Genomic DNA, 24,084 nt, shown 5'->3' on the forward strand with positions numbered 1-24,084 from the left:
ACACCGACCCGATGGTCACCCCGAGTCGGGAGCGCGCTGTCATCTCTGCGTTCGCGGAGATCACCACCGAGGCCATCACCGACAGCCGACTTCCAGACCTGCTGAGCCTGGTCGGTCAGAAGCTGTGTGCACTTCTCGGCGTCACCCGCTGCTCGGTGTACCTGCGGCACTCCAACGGCAGCTATCGCGGCGCCGCGGGCTTCTGCCAGGAGGCCGGTGACATCACCGAGGCGGTCAAGAGGCAGGTCTCGGGTTTCGACGGCGACCTGTTCAGCCAGGAGGTCATCACCACCCGAGCTCCGGTGGTGATCGCCGACGCGCTCAACGATCCGCGGCCCCATCGCCGGACGATGGCGCACTGGGACGTCCGGGCGATGCTCGGTGTCCCCCTCACCTTCGACGATGCGGTGATCGGCCTGATCTTCGTCGACAGCCGCGGTCGCGAGCACGAGTTCACGCCCGGGGACATCGAGGTCGCCGAGCTCTTCGCCCGGCTGTCCGCCCTGTTCATCAGCCAGGCGATGCTCAACACCCGCCTACGCGGTCAGGCCGCCGAGATCGCCCGGAACAACGCCACTTTGGCCTATCTTGCCGACGTCCACCATCGACTGACGAGTGCGGTGCTCGAGGGCGCCAACATACATCGCGTGGTCGAGCTGCTGTCGGAGCTGTCGGCGAAGCCGGTGATTCTCTACAACAACTCCTTCGACGTACTCGCCTGGGCCGCACCGGAGGCGCTGAAACTGGGCACTCCCCCGGTGATGAGCGAGAAGGTGCGCGCCACCGCCTCGGTACGACAAGCACTGGCCGAACTGTCGGTGAGCACGCCGTCGGCCATCGTCCCCGCGCAGCTCGCGGTCGGCCTCGGTCGCCGGCATCTCATGTGCCGCATGGTGATCGAGGGAAAGCAGACCGGCTTTCTCGGCATCGTCGAGGTCGGCCGGAGCCTGGAGGCCCTCGACGCGAACATCGCCGAACGCGGCGCCACCGTCCTGGCGCTCCAGATGCTCTCCGAACGTAGGCAGATCGAAACCGAGGGACAGGCGCGCGACGACTACCTGTCGGATCTGTTGCGCAACAGCCGCGACAAGGAGCACCTGGTCAGGCGGGGTCCGCAGTTCGGGATCGATCTGACCAATCCCCATGTCCTCGTTCGCTTCACCGTCGACGATGCCACCGACAGACTGACGGCGTCGGCGATCCAGTCCCTGGTCACGCGCACGTTCGCCTCGGTCATGTCCATCTCCCCGCCGCCGGCCGTCCGACTGCCCGGGGCGGTGGTCGTGATGGTCCGCCTGGAGTCCGACGACCTCGACGAGGTCGGGCGCGTCCGCGACCACGTGTCGACCATCCGAGATCGGCTCTCCGACGACCTCTCGCTCGGCGCGACTCTGATCTCGGGGATCTGCCGCACACCGGTCGACTACCCGCATGCCCATCGCGCCCTTCGTGAGATGGGCTCCGTGGCAGAGTCTTTCGGCTGGGACAAGCGGGTGATGACGCTCGACGAACTCGGCCTGTTCCGGGTGATAGTCTCCAGCGGCCACGTCAAGGAGGCCCTGCACTTCGCCCACTCCTTCGTCGCGCCGGTACGGCAACACGACGACGGCACCCTGTTGGCCACGTGGCGCGCGTTCGTGACCGCCGACGGCAAGGTCCAGGCCACCGCGTCTGCACTGGAGGTCCACGAGAACACCATCCGGTACCGACTGGGGCGGATCAAGGAGATCGCGCGACGTGACCCGACGTCGCTGGACTGCCTGCTGTCGGCCAAGATGGCCTTTCAGGTCCTCGATCTCGCAGGTCAGTGACCCACGGAGGCACGAGTTGGAGATTCCTCCAACAGGTCCGCACGACGACGGTTCTCCATCCGGCGGTCACGCCATAGGTTCGTTTCATGGCCCGAAGCACGACCCCCGACCTCCCCGCGAACCCGATCCCGGTGGACATCGGTGCGCTCGCGACATGGATGGACGAGCAGGGCCTGCCCGGCGGGGGCCCCATCGACCTCCGGCCACTGACCGGCGGCACCCAGAACGTCATGGTCGTCGTCAGCCGGGGCGGGCACGACTACGTACTCCGGCGGGGCCCCCGGCACCTGCGACCACGATCCAACGCCGCGATCGCGCGTGAGATGACGCTGCTGTCGGCGCTGGGCTCCACCGATGTGGCTCATCCCCGGTTCGTCGCCGGCAGCGCCGATACCGACATCCTGGGCGCTTCCTTCTTCCTGATGGAGCCGGTGGACGGGTTCAACGCCGCCGACAGCCTGCCGGCCTCCTACGCCCGAACCGCCGACGGGCGCGCAGCGATGGGCTATGCCCTCGTCGATGCGCTCGCCGGACTGGCGGGCGTCGATCATTCCGCGATCGGCCTCGACGGCTTCGGCAGTCCGGACGGCTTCCTCGAACGGCAGGTGCCCCGGTGGCTCGCGGAACACGAACGTTACTCCGCCACACCGGGATACCAGGGTGGTACATTCCCCGATCTCGAACGCATCGCCCGCTGGATCGAGGACAATCGCCCCGCCGACTTCCGGCCCGGCCTGCTGCACGGCGACTACCATGTGGCCAACGTCCTCTACGATCACCGCACCCCTGCGGTCGCGGCGATAGTCGACTGGGAGATGGCGACGGTCGGCGACCCGCTTCTCGATCTCGGTGTGCTGCTGGCGATCTGGCCGGACGGCCCGCGGCACCCCGATCTCTACGAGAGCGCCCTCGGGCTGGCCGGCGACCTGCCGAGCCGATCCTCGATCATCGCCCGCTACGCCGAACGTTCCGATCGGAACCTCGATGCGCTGGACTGGTACACCGCACTCGCCGGCTTCAAACTGGGCATCATCCTCGAGGGCACGTATGCCCGGTCCTGCGAGGGCAAGGCACCCCGCGACGTCGGCGAGCGACTCCACCGCTACGCCGACGGCCTCTTCGTCCGGGCCCGCCGCATCGTAGCGAGCGCCTGACTGTCAGACGCGCCCTCCCGTCATACCTGTCACAATCCCCCACAGAAACGGAGCACCACCGATGGCCTGGGATTTCTCCACCGAACCCGAGTTCCAGAAGAAGCTGGACTGGATGCGGGACTTCGTCCGCACCGAGGTCTTTCCCCTCGAGACACTCGACCTCGACTGGGATCAGTTGCGCACGGCGATCGCACCGCTGCAGGACGAGGTCAGGGCGAACGATCTGTGGGCGGCACATCTCGATCCCGAACTGGGCGGGCAGGGATACGGTCAGGTGAAACTCGGTCTGATGCAGGAGATCCTGGGGTCGACGCCGTACGGACCGCTCGTGTTCGGTTGCCAGGCACCTGATTCCGGGAACTGCGAGATCCTCGCCGCGGTGGGTACCCCGGAGCAGAAGCGCCGATGGCTCGAGCCGTTGCTTGCCGGCGAATACTACTCGTCCTTCGCCCTGACCGAACCCGACAACGCCGGCGCCGATCCCACCAACCTCACCACGACCGCTGTTCGCGATGGGGGCGAGTGGATCCTGAACGGACACAAGTGGTTCATCAGCAACGCTGCCACCGCCGACTTCATGATCGTCGTCGCCGTCACCGACCCCGACGCGGAACGTCACCGGCGCACTTCGCAGTTCATCATCCCCATCGACGCCCCCGGGCTGGACGTCGTCCGCGACATCGGGTCCGTGGAGAACCCGCGTCCGCGTCCGCACACCTACGGATCGCACTGCGAGGTGCTTCTGCGCAACGTGCGGGTGGACGACACCGCCCTCCTCGGGAATCCGGGCGACGGCTTTCTCATCGCCCAGAAGCGCCTCGGCCCCGGTCGCATCCACCACTGCATGCGCTGGATCGGTCAGGCGAGCCGCGCGTTCGACATGATGTGCGAGCGCGCCACGTACCGCTACGCCCACGGCTCGGTCCTCGCCGACAAGCAGACGATCCGCACCTTCATCGCCGACTCGGCCGCCGAGATCCAAGCCCTGCGTCTGATGACCCTGCACGCCGCATGGCGTATCGACGAAGAGGGAACCGCGGCCGCCCGCAAGGACATCGCCCTCATCAAGTTCTTCGGCGCCAAGATCCTGCACGATGTCATCGACCGTGCTCTGCAGGTCCATGGCTCGCTCGGTTACAGTGCCGACCTCCCGCTCGAATCGATGTATCGCGCAGCCCGCGCCGCACGTCTGTACGACGGACCGGATGAGGTGCATCGCGACAGCGTCGCCCGGCAATACCTGAAGGGGTACACACGCCCGGCCGACGACCGGCCGACCGAGCACATCCCCACCCGTCGTGAAGCCGCTCGGCGCAAGTTCGCCGACCTCCTTGCCGAGCAGCCCTGACTGCACCTCCACCCACCAGTGGCGTTCACCTACCAGAGAAAGCGAACACCCATGTCCCTCAACGGAAAAACCGTAATCGTCACCGGCGCCGCACAGGGCATCGGCCAGGCGACGGCCGCACGTCTCGCCGCCGACGGCGCCCATGTCATCGCCGCCGACATCCAGGACTGCGGGGTCACCCTCAAGGAGATCGCCGAGGCCGGCGGCTCAGCGGAGTACATCCGACTCGACGTCCGGGTCGCGGACGAATGGTCGGGAGCGGTCGAGAAGGTGATCGCGTCCCGCGGCGCGATCGACTGTCTCGCCAACGTGGCGGGGGTGGTCAACATGATCAGTGAGGACACCGTCGTCGGCCTCACCGAGGAGGCGTGGGACGTCGTGGTGGGCACCGACCTCAAGGGCGTCTGGCTGGGGATGCGGGCGGTCATCCCGAACATGATCGACAACGGTGGGGGTCGCATCGTCAACATCTCGTCCATGGCGGCGCTTCGGGGCCTGCCCAATCTGGCGTCGTATTCGGCCGCCAAGGGAGGTGTCGTCGGGCTCACCAAGCAGGCAGCCTACGAATACGGCCCGCACAACATCCTGATCAACGCGATCGCCCCGGGCACCATCGACACACCCATCCTCGCCGACATCACCGAGGAGATGCGGCAGGCGAATGCCAACGCGCACATCGTCAGACGACTCGGACTCCCGTCGGAGATCGCCTCGATGGTCGCCTACCTCATGCGCGAGGGAGACTTCCTCACCGGCGAGATCTACCCGGTGGACGGAGGTTGGGCCGCGAAGGGCAACTTCTGATCAGTCACCCAGTTCGATGCCGTATGAGGTCACGGCATCGAGCAGCGCGGTGGGCCGCTCGGCGGCCGGGACGTCGTGCACCAGCGCGAAGGAACAACCGAGGGCGCGCGCTCCGCCGTCGGCGGTCTCGCTGTCCCCGACCATGAGCACCTCGTCTGCCGGAACACCCAGCGGGTCGAGAGCGGCATGGAAGATCCGGGGGTCGGGTTTGATCGCCCCCACCTCGTAGGACAGCGCGAACGCGGCGACGAGATCCTCGACACCGTGCAGAGCCAGGACCTTGCGCAGGTCGAAGGCGATGTTGCTGACGATGCCGACCGGAACCTGTGCGGCGCCGAGCTTGTGCAACACGGTGACGGTGTCGGTGAACGGGACCCAGGAGGATGGATCGAGTACTCGGTTGTAGAGCGCGTTCGCGTGCTCGGCGTTGCTCATCCCGGCCGCGCGCAGCAGCGCCAGATAGCCGGTGCGATGCAGCGTCGGGTCGAGATCCCGGGACTCCCAGGCATGTCGGTCGTCCCCGACGATGCCGTCGGGCAGCCCGACAGGTGCGACCATGCGCCGGATGATGTCCGCCTGCCGGTCACGGTCGAACTCGGCGCCGGTGTCGTCGCGCAGGTCGGCGAACCACTCGTCGCGGGCCTCGAAGCGGAACAGCGTGCCGGAGAAGTCGAACAGGACCGCCCGGGGCGCCGGACCGGTCATGCCCCGACACCTTGGACGACATCGGCCAGCCGGCCGGCCACCGACAGCGCCTGGTCGGCCGTCGCGGCCTCCACCATGACGCGGACGAGCTGCTCGGTTCCCGACGGCCGCAACAGGACTCGGCCCGTCTCGCCCAGTTCGGTCTCGGCGGCCGCGACCGCCTCCCGGACCGACTGCGACTGCGACACCGCATGTTTGTCGGCGACCCGGACGTTGATCAGTTCCTGGGGCAGCACCGTGACGATGCCGGCGAGGTCGGCCAGCCGCGCCGAGGTGGCAGCCATCCGTGCCATGAGCATCAACCCGGTCAGGATGCCGTCACCCGTCGTACCCGAACCCGGGACGACGATGTGGCCCGACTGTTCGCCGCCGATCGCGTAACCGCCCCGGCGCAGTTCCTCGAGGACATACCGGTCCCCGACCGCGGTGGTGTGCACGGTGATCCCGGCCTCGCGCATCGCGATGTGCAGACCGAGATTGCTCATGACGGTGGCCACGAGCACGTCCTCGCGGAGCTTGCCCTGATCTTTCAGGGACGTCGCGAGCACCGCCATGATGGCGTCGCCGTCGACGATCTGACCGGTGGAATCGACTGCGAGACAACGGTCTGCGTCACCGTCGTGCGCCAGTCCGAGGTCGGCGCCGTGTTCGAGCACCGCAGCCTGCAACTTGTCCATGTGCGTGGACCCGCAGTCGGCGTTGATGTTCAGGCCGTCCGGCTCGGCGTGGATCGCGATGACGGTCGCCCCGGCGTCGGCGTAGGCCAGCGGCGCCAGCTCCGACGCCGCGCCGTGCGCACAGTCGACGACGACGGTCAGCCCGTCCAGTCGCGTGTCGATGGCCTGGGTGAGGTGATGCCGGTAACGGTCGCCGGCGTCGGGCGCGGCGACGATGCGTCCCACCGCGGCACCGATCGGCCGGACGACCTCGTCGTCCATGGCCGCCTCGATGCGGTCCTCGACGTCGTCGTCGAGCTTGTGCCCGCCGGCGGAGAAGAACTTGATCCCGTTGTCGGGCATGGGGTTGTGCGATGCGGAGATCATCACACCGAAGTCGGCGTGGTAGTCCGCGGTCAGGAATGCGACCGCCGGGGTCGGCACGGTGCCGACGCAGATGGCGTCGACTCCGGTGGCGGCGAGACCAGCACACACCGCGGCCTCCAGCATCTCGCCGGACGCACGCGGATCACGTCCGACGACCGCACGCGGGCGCCGGTGGGAGTCCGTCGTGGAACTCTCTGCGAAAACGACCGCGGCGGCCGAGGCCAGGCGCAACGCGAGCTCTGGGGTGAGCTCGGCGTTGGCCAGGCCTCGGACGCCGTCGGTTCCGAAAAGGCGTGCCAAGATCAGCGCTTGGAGTACTGCGACGCCTTGCGGGCCTTCTTGAGGCCGTACTTCTTGCGCTCGACCGCACGCGGGTCACGGGTGAGGAAGCCGGCCTTCTTCAGGGCGGGACGATCCTCCGGGGTGACCTCGATGAGCGCACGCGCGATGGCGAGACGCAGCGCGCCGGCCTGGCCCGAGGGGCCGCCGCCGACGAGCTTGGCGAAGATGTCGAACGACTCGGTGCGCTCGACGAGGACCAGCGGCGCCTTGATGAGCTGCTGGTGCACCTTGTTGGGGAAGTACTCCTCCAGCGAGCGGCCGTTGAGGGTGAACCCACCGGCGCCCGGCATCAGGCGGACGCGGACGACGGCTTCCTTGCGGCGGCCGACGGTCTGGATCGGACGATCGATGACGATCGGCTCGCGGACGTCTTCGACAGCGGCGGTCTCGTAGTCGTCAGCGGCGACCTCGACGGCCTCCACGACCTCGACAGCAGCCTCGGCGACAGCGGCCTCTTCGACGGCCTCGTTGATGTTCTCGTTGCTCACTGGGCCACCTGCTTGATCTCGAAGGGGACGGGGCGCTGGGCCGCGTGCGGATGATTCGGGCCGGCGTAGACCTTCAGCTTCGACGCCATCGCGCGGCCGAGCTTGGTCGACGGCAGCATGCCCTTGACGGCCTTCTCGATGACGCGCTCCGGGTAGGTGGCGAGCAGCTCGGTCGTGGTGCGGGACTTCAGGCCACCGGGATGCCCCGAGTGCGTGTAGTTCAGCTTGCGATCGGCCTTGTTGCTGGTCAGCGCGATCTTCTCCGCATTGATGATGACGACGAAGTCGCCGCCGTCCATGTGCGGGGCGTAGGTCGGCTTGTGCTTGCCGCGGAGCAGGTTCGCGACCTGCACGGCCAGCCGGCCGAGCACCACGTTCTCGGCGTCGATGACATGCCACGTACGCGTGATGTCACCGGCCTTCGGGGTGTAGGTAGGCACAGTTGTCCTCAACTCTTGTCTTGTGGGTGCTGGTCGGGTGCACGGCAGAGGTTGTTCCCGGCGACCAGTGGGGACCCGGGCCTCCGCTGACCTGGACACACAGATGTGCACCAGGTGCCGAGCACCAGCGATCCAGGTTACGCGACCGCGCTGGTCAGGGTCAAAACGGGCGCCGGCCTCCGACATCGGCCCGCTCTACGACGGCAGCACCCGGATCGTCCGGACCGCCTCCGCGCATTCGGCCTCGGCCGGCTCGGCCGCGGTACCCGCCTGACAGCCGATCGAGACCTGTAGACCGTCATCGACGACGACGTACCAGCGGATCGCACCCCCGGATGCCGGTGACTCGCGGTAACCGATCACGTCGCGGCCGGCGAACCGGGTGGCGGCGGAGAACTCCGTGACGACGTCGTCGCCGCGCTGTTCGATCCGGTTGCGCAGGCTGCCGGCGACCGAGGCCAGGGTGGAACCCTCGCGCACCTCGGTGAGCACGGCGATGATGCGCCGACCGTCGTCGGGGTCGACGAACACCGCGCGAGTGGTGGACGGGTCGTCGGCGGCGTCGCTCGGGGTGTCCTGGTCGGCCTGCCGCCAATCCCCCGGAACGGTCAACGTCGCGCGCCCCAGGCGGACATCCGCCGACGACGCGCCTGATGCGGGTTCGCGCTGCCAGAGGCCCACCCCGACCGCACCGCTCACGACGAGGACCGCCACCACCGCGGCCGCGAGCAGCGAGCGCGACCGCCGTCTCGTGCGGCCGACCGGCAACGAGTCCGGCGGGCGAGGGTCACGCCCGGGATCCGCCGCGTCGTCGGCGGCGCCGCCGGTGCGGTGCCCGAGCCGGACGACCAGGTCACGGTCTACGGCGACGACCCGTCCCGCGACCGCGTGCGCGGAGATGACGTCGATCGCCGCGGACACGTCGTCCGCCGCCGCCCCGTCGACGAACACCGCCTCGACCGAGTCGTCGATGACGTCGATCCCCGCGACGTCGATCCCCGCGCCCTCGATCCCCGCGCCGTCGGCCGGGGCCGACGACGCGAGACCGGTTCCCGGACGGATGATCCCGGAGCGTTCGACCGTCCAGCCGTCGGGACCCCGGCCCACGATCTGCACGTCCCACCACGAGGGTCGCGGGTGGGCGGGGTCGGTCGGCGGACGCGGCAGGTGGGTGGTCTCGACGACGGCGCAGCGTTGCACGGTGAGGTCGGCGTGACTGCGGGCGACGAGAACCGCCCGCGGCAGCAACGACACCGGTGCGCCGGCGTCGCCGAGGTCGGCAAGCGTCGACGCACGACGCGGTCCCCACGTACTCGGGTGTCCGACGATCAGCGGCCGTCCCGCAGGCAGACCGAGGTCGGCGAAGACCCGCCGCCACGCCTGCCGTGGATGTTCGCGCCGGCCGTCGACCACGACGCTCATGTGATCCACCGACTCGAGCAACATCCGCACGTCGCGATCCACCCGGCGCAGGCCGCCCTCCGGCTCCCAGACCAGCGGCGTCCCGAACGCGAGATCGACCACGGCCGGGCGGGGGTGCCGCCGTCCTGCCCGGAGCACCGGCCCCGCGTCCGATGCCGGCGTCCCGCCCGCTCGCGTCATCTGCGGATCCGGCCTAGTCGCCGACCGCGAGATGAGCGACCTGGATCATCTCCGGTGGCCGGACCCGCGACACGAGCTCACCGCGGCCGGGTATCAGCGACTGCAGCCGTGACCGCCCGGTGATGAAGCCCTCGTCCCGGTCGCCACTCATCAGCAGGATGTCCGACGACAGGTCCTTGAGGCGGGCGATCAGCGGGTCGAACATCGCCCGTCCCAGTCCACCGGACCGCCGGGCGAGCACAATGTGCAGGCCGATGTCGCGGGCATGGGAGGCCAGCTCGACGATCGGCAGCATCGGATTGCCCGTCGACGTCACGACCATGTCGTAGTCGTCGACCACGACGTACACCTCCGGCTGACCCTCGAGCCAGGTGCGGTCCCGCAGCTGCTGGACGGTCACGTCCTCCGGCGGCATCCGGTTCTTCAGGTAGGCCGCCAGCTCCGTCATCATCGACGCCGCGCGGTCGGGAGAACTCGCGTACCCGGCCAGATGGTCGCCGTCGATGATCCCCAGCATGGTGCGGCGGTAGTCGACGAAGACGATCCGGACCTGCTCGGGTGTGGCGCCCGCGACGAGCCCGGTGACGATGGTGCGGAGCAGGTTGGTCTTGCCGTGCTCGACATCGGCGAAGGCCATGAAGTGCGGCTGGGCGGTGAAGTCGAGCACCACCGGCGCGAGCTCGAGCTCCCCCACACCGATCGCGACCTGGTTGGGCGCGAGGGTGAGCCCGGCGTCGGCGACCGCGCGCTGTACCGACGCGTGGTCGATCTCGGTGCTCAGTTTGCGCACGGCCATCGCCCCACGGCCCGGATAGGCGGCGGTGAGCCTCTCCACGGACTGCGCGACACCGGCGGGGAGCGATTCGGCACTGCTGACCGGGTCGAGGCGAGGCAGCGCGATCAGCATGTGCAGCTCCTGCCCGGTCAGGCCGCGTCCGGGACGGTTCTGCGGGACCAGAGCGGCGGCGCGACGCCCCATGTCGGAGTCCATCGGGTCGCCGAGGCGCAGCTCGATACGCGTACCCATGAGATCGCGGACCGCCGGGCGCACCTCGGCCCACCGGGACGCGGTGACCATGACGTGCACGCCATAGCTCAGGCCCTGGGCCACGATTGCGGTGATCTGTTCCTCGAGCGACTCCAGTTCCGTCCGCAGCACGTTCATGCCGTCGAGGACGAGGAACACGTCGCCGAACCGGTCCTGGGCCAGCGGGTCGGTCGCCGGCGAGGTGACCCCGGACCGGAACCACGACGCACGGCGGGCCCGGTAGTCGCGCATCGATTCGATGCCCAGGCGGGCGAACAGCAGCTCGCGGGACCGGACCACGGCCGCGACCTCGGCAACCGTACGTCGGACCGCGTCCATGTCGCCCCGCGAGGCGACCGAACCGACATGCGGGAGTCCGGCGAGTCCGGTCAGACTGCCGCCGCCGAAGTCGAGACAGTAGAACTGCACCTGCTCGGGCGTGTGGGATGCCGCGGCCGACATGATGATCGTGCGCAGCGTCGTCGATTTGCCCGACTGCGGACCGCCGACCACCGCCACGTTGCCCGCGGCACCCGCGAGGTCGATGACGAGGGGGTCGCGTCGCTGATCGTAGGGCCGGTCGACCACACCGACCGGGACGGTGAGGTCGCCGGGGACCGCGGGTCGTGACCAGTCCCGTTCGCCGAGAAGGTGTTCCACGGTCGGGGACTCGTCCAGCGGCGGCAGCCACACGCGGTGGGCCGGCGGACCGGCGTCCCCCATGCGGTCGACGATCGTCTCCATGAGTGTGGGCACCGGCGCCGAGACCGGTTCGAAATCGGCGGGTTCCTCGGGGGCGGGCGGTTCCTCGTCGAGCAGACTCTCGGCCTGATCGAGCAGGGACCGTGACGCGCCCTCGTCCAACGGGACCGGCAACGCGGTGAACACCTTCAGGTTGCCGCGCCGCAGCGACGCCGTGGTGCTCGGATCGGACGACTCGACGACCGTCGGCGAGTGGTAGGCACCCGACACGTAGGACGTGTTGAACCGGATCGGGTCGGCCGAGTCGCACTTGAGGTAGGCCGAACCGGGAACGCTCGGCAGGTGATAAGCGTCGGGCACACCGAGAACCGACCGGGATTCGTTGGCGGAGAAGGTCTTCAGACCGATCCGGTAGGACAGGTGCGAGTCCAGACCCCGGAGCTTGCCCTCCTCGAGGCGTTGCGACGCGAGCAACAGGTGGATGTGCAGCGAGCGGCCGAGTCGTCCGATCGCGACGAACAGTTCGGCGAAATCCGGCTTCTGCGAGAGCAGTTCGGAGAACTCGTCGACGACGATGAACAGTGCGGGCAGCGGATCGAGCCGCACTCCGGAGGCGCGGGCGCGCTCGTAGTCGGCGACGTTGGCGTAGTTGCCCGCGGCCCGCAGCACCTCTTGGCGCCGGTTCATCTCACCGGAGAGCGCGTCCTTCATGCGGTCGACCATCGACAGTTCCTGTTCGAGGTTCGTGATGATCGCCGCCACGTGGGGCGCGGACTCCAGGCCGAGGAACGTCGCGCCGCCCTTGAAGTCGACGAGCACGAGGTTCAGCTCGGACGGCGAGTGGGTCGCCAGCATGGCCAGCACGAGTGTGCGCAGGAACTCCGATTTGCCCGACCCGGTGGCGCCGATGCACAACCCGTGCGGACCCATGCCGCCGTGCGCGCTCTCCTTGATGTCGATCTCGACGGGCGCGCCGGTGGGCGTGTAACCGATCGGCACGCGCAGTCGCTCCCGGCCGGTGCGCCCGCGCCAGGCGGTGGCGGGATCGAACCGCGCCGCGTCGTCGATGCCGAGCAGCGCGGGCAGACCCGGGTCGGCCGAGGTCGCCTCGGACTCGAGGTGGGCCAGGGTCGCCGCGGTGGCCAGTCGGTAGCGCGCCATGCGGCGGGCGATCGCCTCGGCCTCGGGAATGGTGAGCGAGTCCATGTCGGCGAACTCCTCGACGCCGGCCGCGCTGCGCGCCGAGACCTTGCCGCCACGGACGACGAGCTGCAATCCGCGCCGCACCGCGAGACCGTCCGGCGGCGCCGTCAGGTCGAGGATCGTGACCCCCTCCATGCCCGCGTCGTTGATGATCCGTTCGTCCCCGGCGACGTACCCGTCGTCGATGATCACCACCAGGTGCGCGCGATGGGCGTTCGGCGGTGCCGAACGGCTGAAGCGGCCGCGCTCGAGGAGGTCGGCGGCCATCGAGTTCTCCAGGTCCGCCAGGGTCGGATAGATCATCCGCATCGCGCCGACGCCGTCTCGCAGCGTCGGATGCCCTACGTGCGGAAGCCATTTCGCCCAGTCCCAGGCCTCTCCCGCGGGATCACCGGTGACGATGCCGATGTGCAGGTGATCGGGACCGTGAAAGGCACACAACTCCACGACCATCGACCGGACGAGGTCGCGGGTCTCCTGCCGGGCGCCCTCGATGTTGACCGCCGGGAAGCCGCGCAACGAGATCGAGGTCGGCAGGCGGTACACCGCCGAGTGGGTGCGCACGAAGCGACGCAGGGCCACCATCGACACCGGTTCGATGTCCTCCAGCGGCCCGGTCTCCGGTGGCATCAGTCGCGTGGCCAGGCGCTGGACGCCGACACCCACTCGCACATGGGCGAAGTCGGCATCATTGGGGCGGCGTTCCCACATCCGCCTGCTGCCGATCACGTCGAGCAGCGCACGCGGGTCCGGATGACTCCAGGTGCGCGCCGCACGCTGGTTGTCGACCGTCTCGAACACCTGGTTGCGCAGCTGGCCCAGATAGCGGAAGTAGTCCTTGCGCTCCTCGTTGAGTTCGCCCGCCCGCTTGCCGCCTCCGCGCCCGCCCGCGGCGAACATGCCGAACATCGACATCAGCATCATCAGCGGGAACATCATGAACAGCGGGTTGGACAGGATGTTGCGTCCGCCGGTGACGACCATCAGCGACACCATGCCGACCACCGCGACGACCATCACCACCGGGAGCAGCCTCATCAGGAGATTGCCCGGCACCACCCGCGGTACGTCCGGTGGCGCCTGGATGTTGACCTCGCCGCCGGGTGTGCGTGGCGGCGTGATGCGCGGCCGACGCACAAAACCCTCGGTCGTCGTGACCACACGTCCCCCCTGACATGTCGCGCCTGTGTATCCCCGGGCGGGCGAACCCGCTGAGGTTGGCTATGTTAGCTGCTGAACCCAGGGGGAGGATTGACCTGATGTCGTCTGTGGACGGATTCGCACCGGGGTACCCGACGACCGCCGCCGACGCGGACATCGGGGACCGTCGGCGGGGTGAGGCGGCCGTCGAGCCCCAGCTCGTCCGGGTGTCGGTGCTGGGCGGCAACACCCAGCTCGACGTCGGCCTCCCCGCAGGCATCCCCATCGCGGGACTCATCGGCGACCTCGTCGCCCAGATCGAGTCGCGCAACCCCTCACGGTCGGACCCCGACGATCCCGACGCCGACGCGCGCAATCCCGGACGCCCGCACGACCGCCAGAACAAGTGGACGCTCGCCCTCGTCGGGCAGGAACCGCTCCCCCTGCACCGGTCGCTGTCCGAGTCGGGCATCCGCGACGGCGACCTGCTCCTGTTGACCTCGACGCGCACCGGGGAGTCCCCGGTGCTGTTCGACGACGTGGTCGACGCCGTCGCCCGATTGAACGAATCCCAGTTCGTCGACTGGACCGCCGCCGCCGCCCGACGCGTGGGTTACGCGCTCGCTCTCGTCGCCGCGGTCGCGGCGGCGGCATCCCTGGCCGCGATCCGGTCCGACACCGGTGCCCTGTGGTTCGCCGGCCTGTCGGGCCTGGCTGTCGTCGGGTTCGTCACCGCATCGACGATCGTGTCCCGGTACTACCGCGACGAGCAGACGTCGACCATCCTGTCGCTGTGCGCCGCACCCATGGCGTTCGTGACCGGCATGGTCCTCACGCCCGGGTCGTTCGGGGCCGCGCACCTGACGCTGGGCTTCGCGGTGACACTCGTCGCCGCGGTCGTCAGCTACCGCATGACCGCCGCCGGCCCGACCGCGCACAGCGCCGTGACCAGCGCCGCTCTGCTCGGTGCGGCCGGCTCCGGGGCCCGGCTCCTCATCGATGCACCGGTGCCCGATGTCGCCGCCGTCATCGCCGCGGTCGGCCTCCTCCTCATCGGACTCGCGCCCCGCACCACCATCCTGCTCGCCAAACTCCCGTTGCCCCCGGTTCCGACGGCCGGCGCCGCCATCGACGTCAAGGACATCGAACCGCGCCCGGCCATCGAGGGCATCGGGGCGATCGGCGCGACCGCGCTGCCGAAAGCCGATGCGCTGGAGCGTCGTTCCTATCTGGCCAACGCCTATCTGACCGGCATCGTCGGCGGCCTGACCCTCATCACCGCGATCGCGGCGGTCCTCACCGCGGCCCCGCTCGCCGGATTCGAATGGCGCAACGCCGTCTACGCCGCGATCATCGGCGTCGTGCTGTGCCTACGAGGCCGCTCCCACAGCGATCTGTTCCAGGCCGGTATCCTCATCGTCGCCGGGTCGCTCGTGGTGATCACGCTGATCACCGGGCTCGCCTTCGGCGACGACCGATGGCCGGTCATCGGCTTCGCCCTCGGCGTCCTCGCGGTGATCGCCGCATTCGTCTTCGGGGTCGTCGCCCCGAACCAGGACTTCTCCCCCGTCATGCGCCGCTGGGCGGAGATCGGCGAGTACATCCTCGTCGCGCTCATCGTGCCGCTGCTGCTCTGGTTGCTCGATCTGTATCGCATGGTCCGCGAGATCTGATGCGCGGCATGCGCATCCGCGGCGCCGGGCTGCTCGGGTCGGCTCTGGTCGCGGCGCTGATCGCGACGTCGGCGTCGCCGGCCGCGGCGGTGAACCCACCGCGCATCGATCCCGGCGCCCTGATCCGGTCGGCCCCGGTCGCCCCGCCCGAACCGACCGAGCAGCGCCATCTGTGCAACACCACGGAATTGACGCGCAATGTGTCGAAATCGACTGCGGCGCAGTCGATGATGAACCTCCCCGAGGCGTGGCGGTTCAGCCGTGGACAGGGTCAGCGGGTCGCGGTCATCGACACCGGGGTGACACCGCATCCGCGGCTCGGCCGTGTCGTCGCCGGTGGCGACTACGTCTCGGGCGGTAGTGGACTCGACGACTGCGACGCCCATGGCACCCTGGTGGCCGGCATCATCGCCGCACGGCCCAGCACCGCCGACGCGTTCGCGGGTGTGGCACCCGCGGCGTCGATCATCGCCATCCGCCAGTCGAGCAGCGCATTCCAGAAGAAGGACGATCGCGCCCGGGACGACGCGGCGCCGTCGGTCGGGTCGGGGTACGGGTCGGTCCGGACCCTTGCGCATGCGATCGTGCGCGCGGTCGACCTGCGCGCCACCGTCATCAACATCTCCGAGGTCGCATGTGCTCCGGCGTCGGACTCGGTCGACGATCGCGCCCTCGGCGCGGCCATCCGGCATGCCTACGACCGCGACGTCGTGGTGATCGTCGCCGCGGGCAACCTGACCCGCGACGGCGCCTGCCAGAACCAGAATCCGGCCCCCGCCGCCGACGATCCGGGAGGCTGGCGGTCGGTCTCCACCATCGCCAGCCCCGCGTGGTATTCGCCGTACGTTCTGACCGTGGGTTCCGTGGATGCCGACACCGGTTCTCCCAGCGACTTCAGCCTGCACGGGCCGTGGGTGAGCGTCGCGGCTCCGGGCACCGACATCGTGAGCCTGGACAGTCGACGCGGTTCCCGGCGGCTGGCGTCGGCGCAGGAGAGCGACGGTGGACCGATCCCCCTGATCGGCACCAGTTTCGCCGCACCGTACGTCGCGGGTACCGCCGCGCTGATCCGGTCGCGGTTTCCGGAGCTGTCCGCGCGCGAGGTGATGGAGCGCATCATCGCCACCGCCCACTCGCCGGGTGACGGACACGATCAACGGATCGGGCACGGGGTCGTCGACCCGGTCGCCGCCCTCACCGCCGAGTTGCCGACCGATCAACGGCCGGACCGTGCGTCGGCGCCGATCGCCGCCCCGCCGGTGGCCCAGCCACCCGATCACAGCGCCCGCACCGTGGCGATCGCCGGTAGTGCGGTCGCGGCGATCGTCATTGCGGCGGTGCTCGCGATCGCCCTACCTCATCGGCGGGTGCGCAAGCTCGACCCGGACGAGTTCTGACCTCGCGCCGCGACCGGCCACACCGCTCGCGGCGTCGTCAGCTGGACGAACGCGCGGGACGCAGCTCGCGCGGAAGCGCGAAGGTCAGCGTCTCGTTGGCCGTGTTGACCGTCTCGACCGTGCCGTAGCCGCGCTCGGCCAGGTAGTCGAGGACGCCGCGGACCAAGACCTCGGGCACCGATGCGCCGGAGGTGACGCCGACGGTGGCGACACCCTCGAGCCAGGTCTCGTCGATCTCCCGTGCGTAGTCGACCAGGTGGCCGGCCCGGGCACCCGCTTGCAGCGCCACTTCCACGAGGCGTACCGAGTTCGACGAGTTCTGCGACCCGACGACGATCACCAGATCGCACTCGGGCGCCATCGCCTTGACCGCCACCTGGCGGTTCTGGGTGGCGTAGCAGATGTCGTCGCTGGGCGGGTCGTTGAGCAGCGGGAACTTCTCCCGCAGGCGCCGGACGGTCTCCATGGTCTCGTCGACGGAGAGGGTGGTCTGCGACAGCCACACGAGCTTGGACTCGTCGCGCACCGTGACCGAGTCCACACTGTCGGGGCCGTCGACCAGCTGGATGTGTTCGGGGGCCTCACCGGCCGTGCCCTCGACCTCCTCGTGGCCCTCGTGACCGATCAGCAGGATGTCGTAGTCGTCGCGCGCGAACCGCTTGGCCTCCTGGTGGACCTTGGTGACCAGCGGACAGGTCGCGTCGATCGTCCGCAGATTGCGTTCGGCGGCGGTCTGGTGGACCAGCGGGGAGACCCCGTGCGCCGAGAAGACGACGATCGCACCCTCGGGCACCTCGTCGGTCTCGCCCACGAAGATCGCACCGCGCTCGGCGAGGGTCTCCACGACGTGCCGGTTGTGGACGATCTCCTTGCGCACGTAGACGGGAGCGCCGTGCTTGTCGAGCGCACGCTCGACGGTCTCCACCGCACGGTCGACACCAGCGCAGTAGCCCCGGGGTTCGGCGAGCAGGACACGCTTCGTCTCAGACATGCTTCCCAGGGTACGGGTTACGCGGCGTTGCCCGTGATGGCAGAGTGTTGGCATGGATCGCGCACCATACCCGGCCCGGATAGCCGCAGGTCTGATCGTCACCGCCCTCGAGGAGACACGGAAGCTCCCGGCGCTCCTCATCACCTTGCCGATGACCGCGGTCAGCCAGACACTGCAGGCCGGCATGCGGGCGCAGCAGAACATCGCCGAACTGGCCATCAAGGGCGACGCCGCTCTCGAGATGTTCTTCGACCGACCCGACGAGCAGCCCGAATGGGCGCGCTTCGACGAGGACGAGGCGGAGGCCCTCGAGCCGGACTCGACGCCCGCTCCCGCCACACCGACCCCGGATCGCGAGCCGGCAGCAAAGACCCCCGCACCGACCAGCATCGACGACAAGGTCGAGGAGGCCGCCACCGACGCCGATCTCGCCGCGCCGCCGCGAGCCGACGCCGGACGCTTCGCGCTGTACAGCTCGACCCCCGACGACGTCGTCGCGGCCGAGGTGCCGGGCGCCGAGGCGGTGGGCGCCTCCAACGGCTCGGGTCCCGAGATCGTCGAACTCATCGACTACGACTCCTTGACCCTCGCCCAACTGCGCGCCCGACTCCGCTCGGTGGCCATCGACGATCTGATGGCGCTCGTCGACTACGAGAAGACCGCCCGCAACCGCGCTCCGTTCGTGACGATGCTGGAGAACCGGATAGCCGCGCAGAACAAGCGCTCCACCGAAGCGTGACCGGGGCCGACACGAGCGACACACCGCGACGTTCCTCGTCGCCGAACTCGGCCGAACACCCGTGGCCGGTCCGGACGGTGAACACCAAGATCGCCGACTGGATCCATCGGCTCGGACAGATCTGGGTGGAGGGTCAGGTCACCCAGATCAGCCGGCGCCCGGGTACCCGGACCGCATTCCTCACCCTCCGCGACCCCGCCGCGGACATCTCGATCTCGGTGACGTGCAGCCCGGATCTCTTGGCGCGCACCGAGGTTCCGCTCACCGACGGCAGTTCCGTGGTGGTCCTGGGCCGGCCGAGCTACTACACCGGCCGCGGCACGGTCTCCCTGCGGGTCAGCGAGATACGCGCGGTGGGCATCGGCGAGCTGCTGCTGCGCATCGAACGACTGCGGCAGCTCATGGCCGCCGAGGGACTCTTCGACGCGCGCCTCAAGCGGCCGCTGCCCTTCCTGCCGCGGGCCGTCGGACTCATCAGCGGACGCGCGAGCGCCGCCCAGCACGATGTGGTGAGCGTGGCGACGGCACGCTGGTCGGACGTACGGTTCGACATCCGGGAAGCGCCCGTGCAGGGTCCGACGGCCGTCGCCCGTATCCTCACCCATCTCGCCGAACTCGACGCACATCCGGATGTCGAGGTCATCATCATCGCGCGGGGCGGGGGCAGCGTCGAAGACCTGCTCCCCTTCTCCGATGAGGCGTTGTTGCGCGCGGTCGCACGATGCCGGACACCGGTGGTCAGCGCGATCGGGCACGAACCGGACAATCCGTTGCTCGATTTCGTCGCGGACCTGCGCGCGGCGACCCCGACCGATGCCGCCAAACGCGTGGTCCCCGACGTCGAGGCCGAACTCGCCGGGATCGCCGACCTGCGTCGCCGCAGTGCGCAGGCGCTGCGCAACTGGGTGCGCCGGGAGTCCGGCGTCGTGGCGTCGTTCCGGGCCCGTCCGGTACTGGCCCGTCCCGGGGTGCTGGTGGACTCCGAAGCCGCGCGGGTGGCCGAGCTGGTCCGCGCGCTGCGTCGGGATGTGTTGCGCCACATCGACTCCGAGGAACGCCGCGGCGACCATCTCGCCGCGCGACTGTCCACCCTCGGTCCCGCGCAGACGCTGGCGCGCGGCTACGCGGTGGTCCAGCGCACCGACACCGACCCGCCGCATGTGGTCGGCGCCCTCGCGGACCTGCCACCGGGCGCGTCCCTGCGCATCCGGGTCGCCGACGGCGCCGCGACCGCACGGGTCGACGGACCCGCCCCACGACGCTCCCGCGCCCGATCCGCCACGAGACCGACGAACGCGCAGACAGACGGAGGAGACGCGTGAGCACCGACGAGACATTCACCCCCATCGACGAACTCGGATACGAGGAGGCACGGGACGAGCTCGCCGAGATCGTCACCACGCTCGAGCACGGCGGGCTCGATCTCGACGCCTCGCTGGCACTGTGGGAACGCGGCGAGGCCCTCGCCACGCGCTGCGAGGAGCACCTGCGCGGAGCACGGGAACGCATCGAGGCGGTCATCTCCGAGAAGAGCACCGACCCCGACGACGAGGACGACGACTGATCAGTCGAACCGCGCGAGCACCTCGCGGTCGAGAGCGCTGACGCGAGCATGTTCGGCGGACGGTCGCGCAGCGGCTCGGGCGAGGACCGGCCGACGATCCTCCCGGCCCCTCGATCGGGAGGAAAGCGGCCGCCCCACCACGGTTTCGGAGGATGGCCCCAGACCCGGACCGGGCGCGGTCGCCGCCACTGCGGCGGGCGGTATGGCGTGCACGACGATCGCGCCCGCACGTTGCCCCGGAACGACCACCACCAGCATCACCAGGACCGCGGCCACCACTACGAGTCGCGTCCACACGAAGTGTGGCCCGAACCCGGATCCCCCATCCATGAGCGCCTCCTGGAGACGACGCTATGGACTCCGACCCGGGTCCTCACGAGTAGTGCGCTACCCCATTCGCAGCGGGGCCTGGGCGACGACCGACGACGCGATCGTCTCGATGTCGGCATCGCTGCCCCGCGACAGCACCGCGATGCGAACGGCGCCGAGATCGGTGATCCAGAACTTCTTGCCCTCCGCCGTCTCGTAGGTCACCCACTGGCGCCCACCTGCCTGCCGGGTGCCGGTGCCGGCGATGTCGCCGAAATCACCCCGACTCCCGCCCATATACGGCACGAACACGTCCTCCGGCGCATCGGTCTGGCTGAGCTGGACATACGCGCCACCGCTGCTCAGCCACCCCACCGTGCTGATCCGGTGCCCCTCGATCGCGTCCGACGAACCGGAGTTGGGCCGCCACCCCGCCGGCGTCGGCGGGCGGCGGATCGGGAACGGGAGCTGACTCGCGTCGGCATTCAAAGCGCTGACCACGTCGAACGGCGGCAGCTTGCTGTCGGCCACGTCTTTCGACGCCCCGACCGAGCAGTTCCCCGACGCGATCAGCACCAGCGCGCACAGGGCGAGCAACGGCACCAACGACCAGAACATGTCCTTGCCGTTGATCAGAATGCGGGGTTTGTCTGCCATGGCGCCGAGTATCCCACCAGCAGGGTCACTGACCGAATGCCCGGTGTGACATGCAAGGATGGTCTCTGAGACCACCGCCACAATCACTCGGCGCTCCCCGATCAGCGTCGAACAGAGGAGTCGATTGCCCATGACCGCCAGCACCCATCAGGCCCCGGACCGCAACCTCGCGATGGAGTTGGTCCGCGTGACCGAGTCGGCTGCTCTCGCGGCCGGGCGATGGGTCGGCCGGGGTGACAAGAACGGCGGTGACGGCGCCGCCGTCGACGCGATGCGCGAACTTCTCTCGTCGGTGTCGATGCGCGGTGTCGTGGTCATCGGCGAAGGCGAGAAGGACGAGGCGCCGATGCTCTACAACGGCGAGGAGGTCGGCAACGGCGAGGGCCCCGACTGCGATGTCGCCGTCGACCCCATCGACGGCACCACGCTGATGGCAGAGGGCCGCCCCAACTCGATCTCGGTGCTCGCCGTCAGCGAGCGCGGCACCATGTACGACCCGTCAGCCGTGTTCTACATGGACAAGATCGCCGTCGGGCCGGACGCCAAGGGCGCCATCAACATCAACGAGTCCGTCGAGTGGAACATCAACTCGGTCGCCAAGGCGAAGGGGATCGACGTCGCGGACCTGACGGTCATCGTCCTCGACCGTCCGCGCCATGCCGATCTGATCGGCGAGATCCGTCAGGCCGGCGCCAAGATCCGCCTCATCTCCGACGGCGACGTCGCCGGTGCGGTTGCCGCGGCCGACGACTACTCCACCGTCGACATGCTGATGGGCGTCGGCGGCACCCCCGAGGGCATCATCACCGCGGTGGCGATGAAGTGCATGGGCGGCGAGATCCAGGGCAAGCTGTGGCCCCAGACCGACCAGGAGCGCCAGAAGGCCCTCGACGCCGGCCACGACCTCGACCGCGTCCTGACCAACGACATCCTCGTCAGCGGCGAGAACGCCTTCTTCTGCGCCACCGGTGTCACCAACGGCGACATGCTGCGCGGCGTCACCTACCGGCCGAACGGTGCCACCACCCGGTCGCTGGTGATGCGTTCGAAGTCCGGCACCGTCCGTCGTATCGAGGCCGTGCACAAGCCGGCCAAGCTCCGCGGGTACTCGCGTCTCGATCTCTGAGATCGCACCGAATGCGGTGACTTCCGATCCCGGGCCCGGAACCGGCCCCATGTCCACGAGGCTCGACGACGAGCGAACCTCTGGCGTGGGGCCGTTCTCGTCGGGCGATACGATGCGGTCCGTGAGTAAACCAGCCTCAGCCCCCGAGTTTCTCTACTCCGATCTGCTCCCCACCGGCGCCGACGAGACCCCGTACCGGTTGATCACGACCGACGGTGTGTCCACGTTCTCCGCGGGCGGTCGGACCTTCCTGCAGGTCGATCCGGAGGCCATCCGGAGGCTCACCGCCGAGGCCATGCACGACATCAGCCACTACCTGCGCCCGGCTCACCTCGCGCAGCTGCGCAAGATCATCGACGACCCGGAGGCGTCGGGCAACGACCGTTTCGTCGCCCTCGACCTGCTCAAGAACGTCAACATCTCCGCCGGCGGCGTGCTGCCCATGTGCCAGGACACCGGCACCGCGATCGTGATGGGCAAGAAGAGCGAAGGGGTCCTGACCGGCACCGACGACGCCGAAGCCATCTCCCGGGGTGTCTACGACGCCTACACCCAGCTGAACCTGCGGTACTCGCAGCTGGCCCCGCTGACGACCTACGAGGAGAAGAACACCGGCTCCAACCTGCCCGCGCAGGTCGAGATCTACGCGACCGAGCAGGGACCCAAGGGTCCGGAATACAAGTTCCTGTTCATGGCCAAGGGCGGTGGCAGCGCCAACAAGTCGTTCCTGTTCCAGGAGACCAAGGCGATCCTGAACCCGACGAGCATCCTCACGTTCCTCGACGAGAAGATCCGCTCACTGGGCACGGCGGCGTGCCCGCCGTATCACCTCGCCGTCGTGATCGGCGGTACCTCAGCCGAATTCGCGCTCAAAACCGCCAAATACGCGTCGGCGCACTATCTCGACAACCTGCCCACGGAGGGTTCGATGTCGGCCCACGGGTTCCGTGACCTCGAGCTCGAGGACAAGGTCTTCGAACTGACCCAGTCCTTCGGCATCGGAGCACAGTTCGGCGGCAAGTACTTCTGCCACGACGTGCGCGTCGTCCGCCTGCCCCGCCACGGCGCGTCGTGCCCGGTGGCGATCGCGGTGTCGTGTTCGGCCGACCGGCAGGCCCTCGGCAAGATCACCGCCGACGGGGTCTTCCTCGAGCAGCTCGAGACCGATCCGGCCCGCTACATGCCCGCAGCCGGTGTGGCCGAGGACATCTCGGGCGGCGAAGTCGTCGAGGTGGACCTCAACCGGCCGATGGCCGAGATCCTCGCGCAGCTCTCGGAGTATCCGGTCAAGACGCGTCTGTCGCTGACCGGGCCGCTGGTCGTCGCGCGCGACATCGCCCACGCCAAGATCAAGGAGCGTCTCGACGCAGGCGAGCCGATGCCCGACTACCTGCGCGACCACCCCGTCTACTACGCGGGACCGGCGAAGACCCCCGAGGGCATGGCGTCGGGATCGTTCGGGCCGACCACGGCCGGCCGGATGGACAGCTACGTCGAGCAGTTCCAGGCCGCGGGTGGCTCGATGGTCATGCTGGCCAAGGGAAATCGATCCAAACAGGTCACCGAGGCCTGCGGCTCGCACGGCGGTTTCTATCTGGGCTCGATCGGCGGGCCCGCGGCACGTCTGGCGCTCGACTGCATCAAGAGCCAGGAGATCATCGAGTACCCCGAACTCGGCATGGAGGCCGTGTGGAAGATCGAGGTCGAGAATTTTCCCGCATTCATCGTTGTTGACGACAAGGGCAACGACTTTTTCACCGACCCGAGCGGGGCCGTGAACGTTCCGCTGAGCGGCATAAGGATTCGATCGAAGGAGTAG

20 protein-coding genes are annotated in these 24,084 nt (G+C 69.1%); 11 read left to right on the forward strand and 9 right to left on the reverse strand.

All coding sequences use genetic code 11. The features are described from left to right. Nucleotides 1–11 precede the first annotated feature (11 nt). The 4 genes from MHN80_RS07180 (at nt 12) to MHN80_RS07195 (ending at nt 5,117) form a co-directional block, all read left to right on the forward strand. The gene (locus MHN80_RS07180; RefSeq protein WP_308219765.1) at nt 12–1,811 is read left to right on the forward strand and encodes a GAF domain-containing protein; all 1,800 of its coding nucleotides are present in this window, start codon (nt 12–14) and stop codon (nt 1,809–1,811) included. Nucleotides 1,812–1,897: 86 nt separating this feature from the next. Beyond that, a complete protein-coding gene (locus MHN80_RS07185) occupies nt 1,898–2,965 on the forward strand; it encodes a phosphotransferase family protein (protein ID WP_239400551.1) in 1,068 nt (355 codons plus the stop codon). 61 nt (nt 2,966–3,026) lie between these two features. Then, nucleotides 3,027–4,313, forward strand: a complete 1,287-nt coding sequence (locus tag MHN80_RS07190; protein ID WP_239400553.1) for an acyl-CoA dehydrogenase family protein — start codon at nt 3,027–3,029, stop codon at nt 4,311–4,313. Nucleotides 4,314–4,364: 51 nt separating this feature from the next. After that, nucleotides 4,365–5,117 (forward strand): SDR family NAD(P)-dependent oxidoreductase, encoded by a 753-nt coding sequence (locus tag MHN80_RS07195; protein ID WP_239400555.1) that lies wholly within the window; start codon nt 4,365–4,367, stop codon nt 5,115–5,117. On the opposite strand, the gene MHN80_RS07200 is transcribed toward MHN80_RS07195, so the two are convergent. The 6 genes from MHN80_RS07200 to eccCa all read right to left on the reverse strand — a co-directional run bounded on the left by MHN80_RS07200 (nt 5,118) and on the right by eccCa (nt 13,830). After that, nucleotides 5,118–5,822, reverse strand: coding sequence for an HAD family hydrolase (locus tag MHN80_RS07200; protein ID WP_239400557.1), 705 nt, complete (start codon nt 5,820–5,822; stop codon nt 5,118–5,120). After that, nucleotides 5,819–7,165 (reverse strand): phosphoglucosamine mutase, encoded by a 1,347-nt coding sequence (gene glmM, locus MHN80_RS07205; RefSeq protein ID WP_004019334.1) that lies wholly within the window; start codon nt 7,163–7,165, stop codon nt 5,819–5,821. The genes MHN80_RS07200 and glmM overlap by 4 nt, the downstream gene beginning before the upstream one ends. A gap of 2 nt (nt 7,166–7,167) precedes the next feature. Beyond that, nucleotides 7,168–7,695, reverse strand: coding sequence for a 30S ribosomal protein S9 (rpsI, locus tag MHN80_RS07210; protein WP_239400559.1), 528 nt, complete (start codon nt 7,693–7,695; stop codon nt 7,168–7,170). Beyond that, the gene (gene rplM, locus MHN80_RS07215) at nt 7,692–8,135 is read right to left on the reverse strand and encodes a 50S ribosomal protein L13 (RefSeq protein ID WP_004019336.1); all 444 of its coding nucleotides are present in this window, start codon (nt 8,133–8,135) and stop codon (nt 7,692–7,694) included. The genes rpsI and rplM overlap by 4 nt, the downstream gene beginning before the upstream one ends. A 195-nt stretch (nt 8,136–8,330) precedes the next feature. Then, entirely contained in the window at nt 8,331–9,737 is a 1,407-nt protein-coding gene (locus MHN80_RS07220) for a type VII secretion-associated protein (RefSeq protein WP_239400561.1), read from the reverse strand. 13 nt (nt 9,738–9,750) lie between these two features. After that, nucleotides 9,751–13,830, reverse strand: a complete 4,080-nt coding sequence (eccCa, locus tag MHN80_RS07225; RefSeq protein WP_239400563.1) for a type VII secretion protein EccCa — start codon at nt 13,828–13,830, stop codon at nt 9,751–9,753. A 98-nt stretch (nt 13,831–13,928) separates the two neighbouring features. Here eccCa and eccD point away from each other — a divergent pair, with 98 nt between their 5' ends. Together eccD and mycP are read left to right on the forward strand one after the other, a co-directional pair. After that, on the forward strand, nt 13,929–15,482 hold the full coding sequence (gene eccD, locus MHN80_RS07230; RefSeq protein ID WP_239400565.1) for a type VII secretion integral membrane protein EccD: 1,554 nt from the start codon (nt 13,929–13,931) through the stop codon (nt 15,480–15,482). Further along, nucleotides 15,482–16,879, forward strand: coding sequence for a type VII secretion-associated serine protease mycosin (gene mycP, locus MHN80_RS07235; protein ID WP_239400567.1), 1,398 nt, complete (start codon nt 15,482–15,484; stop codon nt 16,877–16,879). Before eccD ends, mycP begins: the two co-directional genes overlap by 1 nt. Nucleotides 16,880–16,916: 37 nt before the next feature. On the opposite strand, the gene MHN80_RS07240 is transcribed toward mycP, so the two are convergent. Beyond that, nucleotides 16,917–17,870 carry a 4-hydroxy-3-methylbut-2-enyl diphosphate reductase gene (locus tag MHN80_RS07240; RefSeq protein WP_239400569.1) on the reverse strand — a complete coding sequence of 318 codons (954 nt, stop codon included), beginning with the start codon at nt 17,868–17,870 and terminating at the stop codon, nt 16,917–16,919. A gap of 52 nt (nt 17,871–17,922) precedes the next feature. On the opposite strand from MHN80_RS07240, the gene MHN80_RS07245 reads away from it, so the two are divergent. From MHN80_RS07245 to MHN80_RS07255, 3 genes are read left to right on the forward strand one after another with little or no spacing between them, the layout of a single operon-like run. Further along, on the forward strand, nt 17,923–18,609 hold the full coding sequence (locus MHN80_RS07245) for a lipid droplet-associated protein (RefSeq protein WP_239400571.1): 687 nt from the start codon (nt 17,923–17,925) through the stop codon (nt 18,607–18,609). After that, the gene (gene xseA, locus MHN80_RS07250; protein WP_101819141.1) at nt 18,606–19,931 is read left to right on the forward strand and encodes an exodeoxyribonuclease VII large subunit; all 1,326 of its coding nucleotides are present in this window, start codon (nt 18,606–18,608) and stop codon (nt 19,929–19,931) included. The genes MHN80_RS07245 and xseA overlap by 4 nt, the downstream gene beginning before the upstream one ends. Further along, on the forward strand, nt 19,928–20,173 hold the full coding sequence (locus MHN80_RS07255) for an exodeoxyribonuclease VII small subunit (protein WP_004019344.1): 246 nt from the start codon (nt 19,928–19,930) through the stop codon (nt 20,171–20,173). Before xseA ends, MHN80_RS07255 begins: the two co-directional genes overlap by 4 nt. Here the strand turns inward: MHN80_RS07255 and MHN80_RS07260 are convergent, their stop codons facing one another. Together MHN80_RS07260 and MHN80_RS07265 are read right to left on the reverse strand one after the other, a co-directional pair. Next, nucleotides 20,174–20,503, reverse strand: a complete 330-nt coding sequence (locus MHN80_RS07260) for a hypothetical protein (protein ID WP_239400573.1) — start codon at nt 20,501–20,503, stop codon at nt 20,174–20,176. A gap of 57 nt (nt 20,504–20,560) precedes the next feature. Then, entirely contained in the window at nt 20,561–21,139 is a 579-nt protein-coding gene (locus MHN80_RS07265) for a DUF4245 domain-containing protein (protein ID WP_239400575.1), read from the reverse strand. A gap of 130 nt (nt 21,140–21,269) precedes the next feature. On the opposite strand from MHN80_RS07265, the gene glpX reads away from it, so the two are divergent. Both glpX and MHN80_RS07275 read left to right on the forward strand, forming a co-directional pair. Further along, entirely contained in the window at nt 21,270–22,265 is a 996-nt protein-coding gene (gene glpX / locus MHN80_RS07270; protein ID WP_004019347.1) for a class II fructose-bisphosphatase, read from the forward strand. Nucleotides 22,266–22,386: 121 nt separating this feature from the next. After that, entirely contained in the window at nt 22,387–24,084 is a 1,698-nt protein-coding gene (locus MHN80_RS07275; protein ID WP_101819276.1) for a fumarate hydratase, read from the forward strand.

The sequence above is a fragment of the Gordonia sp. McavH-238-E genome, from assembly GCF_022348225.1.
Classification (GTDB): domain Bacteria; phylum Actinomycetota; class Actinomycetes; order Mycobacteriales; family Mycobacteriaceae; genus Gordonia; species Gordonia terrae.

Bases quoted from the DNA above. Each gene is read 5' to 3' on its own strand.
- MHN80_RS07180 (WP_308219765.1), top strand. From the start codon at position 12: ATGGTCACCCCGAGTCGGGAGCGCGCTGTCATCTCTGCGTTCGCGGAG.
- MHN80_RS07185 (WP_239400551.1), top strand. From the start codon at position 1,898: ATGGCCCGAAGCACGACCCCCGACCTCCCCGCGAACCCGATCCCGGTG.
- MHN80_RS07190 (WP_239400553.1), top strand. From the start codon at position 3,027: ATGGCCTGGGATTTCTCCACCGAACCCGAGTTCCAGAAGAAGCTGGAC.
- MHN80_RS07195 (WP_239400555.1), top strand. From the start codon at position 4,365: ATGTCCCTCAACGGAAAAACCGTAATCGTCACCGGCGCCGCACAGGGC.
- MHN80_RS07200 (WP_239400557.1), bottom strand. From the start codon at position 5,822: ATGACCGGTCCGGCGCCCCGGGCGGTCCTGTTCGACTTCTCCGGCACG.
- MHN80_RS07220 (WP_239400561.1), bottom strand. From the start codon at position 9,737: ATGACGCGAGCGGGCGGGACGCCGGCATCGGACGCGGGGCCGGTGCTC.
- eccD (WP_239400565.1), top strand. From the start codon at position 13,929: ATGTCGTCTGTGGACGGATTCGCACCGGGGTACCCGACGACCGCCGCC.
- mycP (WP_239400567.1), top strand. From the start codon at position 15,482: ATGCGCGGCATGCGCATCCGCGGCGCCGGGCTGCTCGGGTCGGCTCTG.
- MHN80_RS07240 (WP_239400569.1), bottom strand. From the start codon at position 17,870: ATGTCTGAGACGAAGCGTGTCCTGCTCGCCGAACCCCGGGGCTACTGC.
- MHN80_RS07245 (WP_239400571.1), top strand. From the start codon at position 17,923: ATGGATCGCGCACCATACCCGGCCCGGATAGCCGCAGGTCTGATCGTC.
- MHN80_RS07260 (WP_239400573.1), bottom strand. From the start codon at position 20,503: ATGGATGGGGGATCCGGGTTCGGGCCACACTTCGTGTGGACGCGACTC.
- MHN80_RS07265 (WP_239400575.1), bottom strand. From the start codon at position 21,139: ATGGCAGACAAACCCCGCATTCTGATCAACGGCAAGGACATGTTCTGG.
- glpX (WP_004019347.1), top strand. From the start codon at position 21,270: ATGACCGCCAGCACCCATCAGGCCCCGGACCGCAACCTCGCGATGGAG.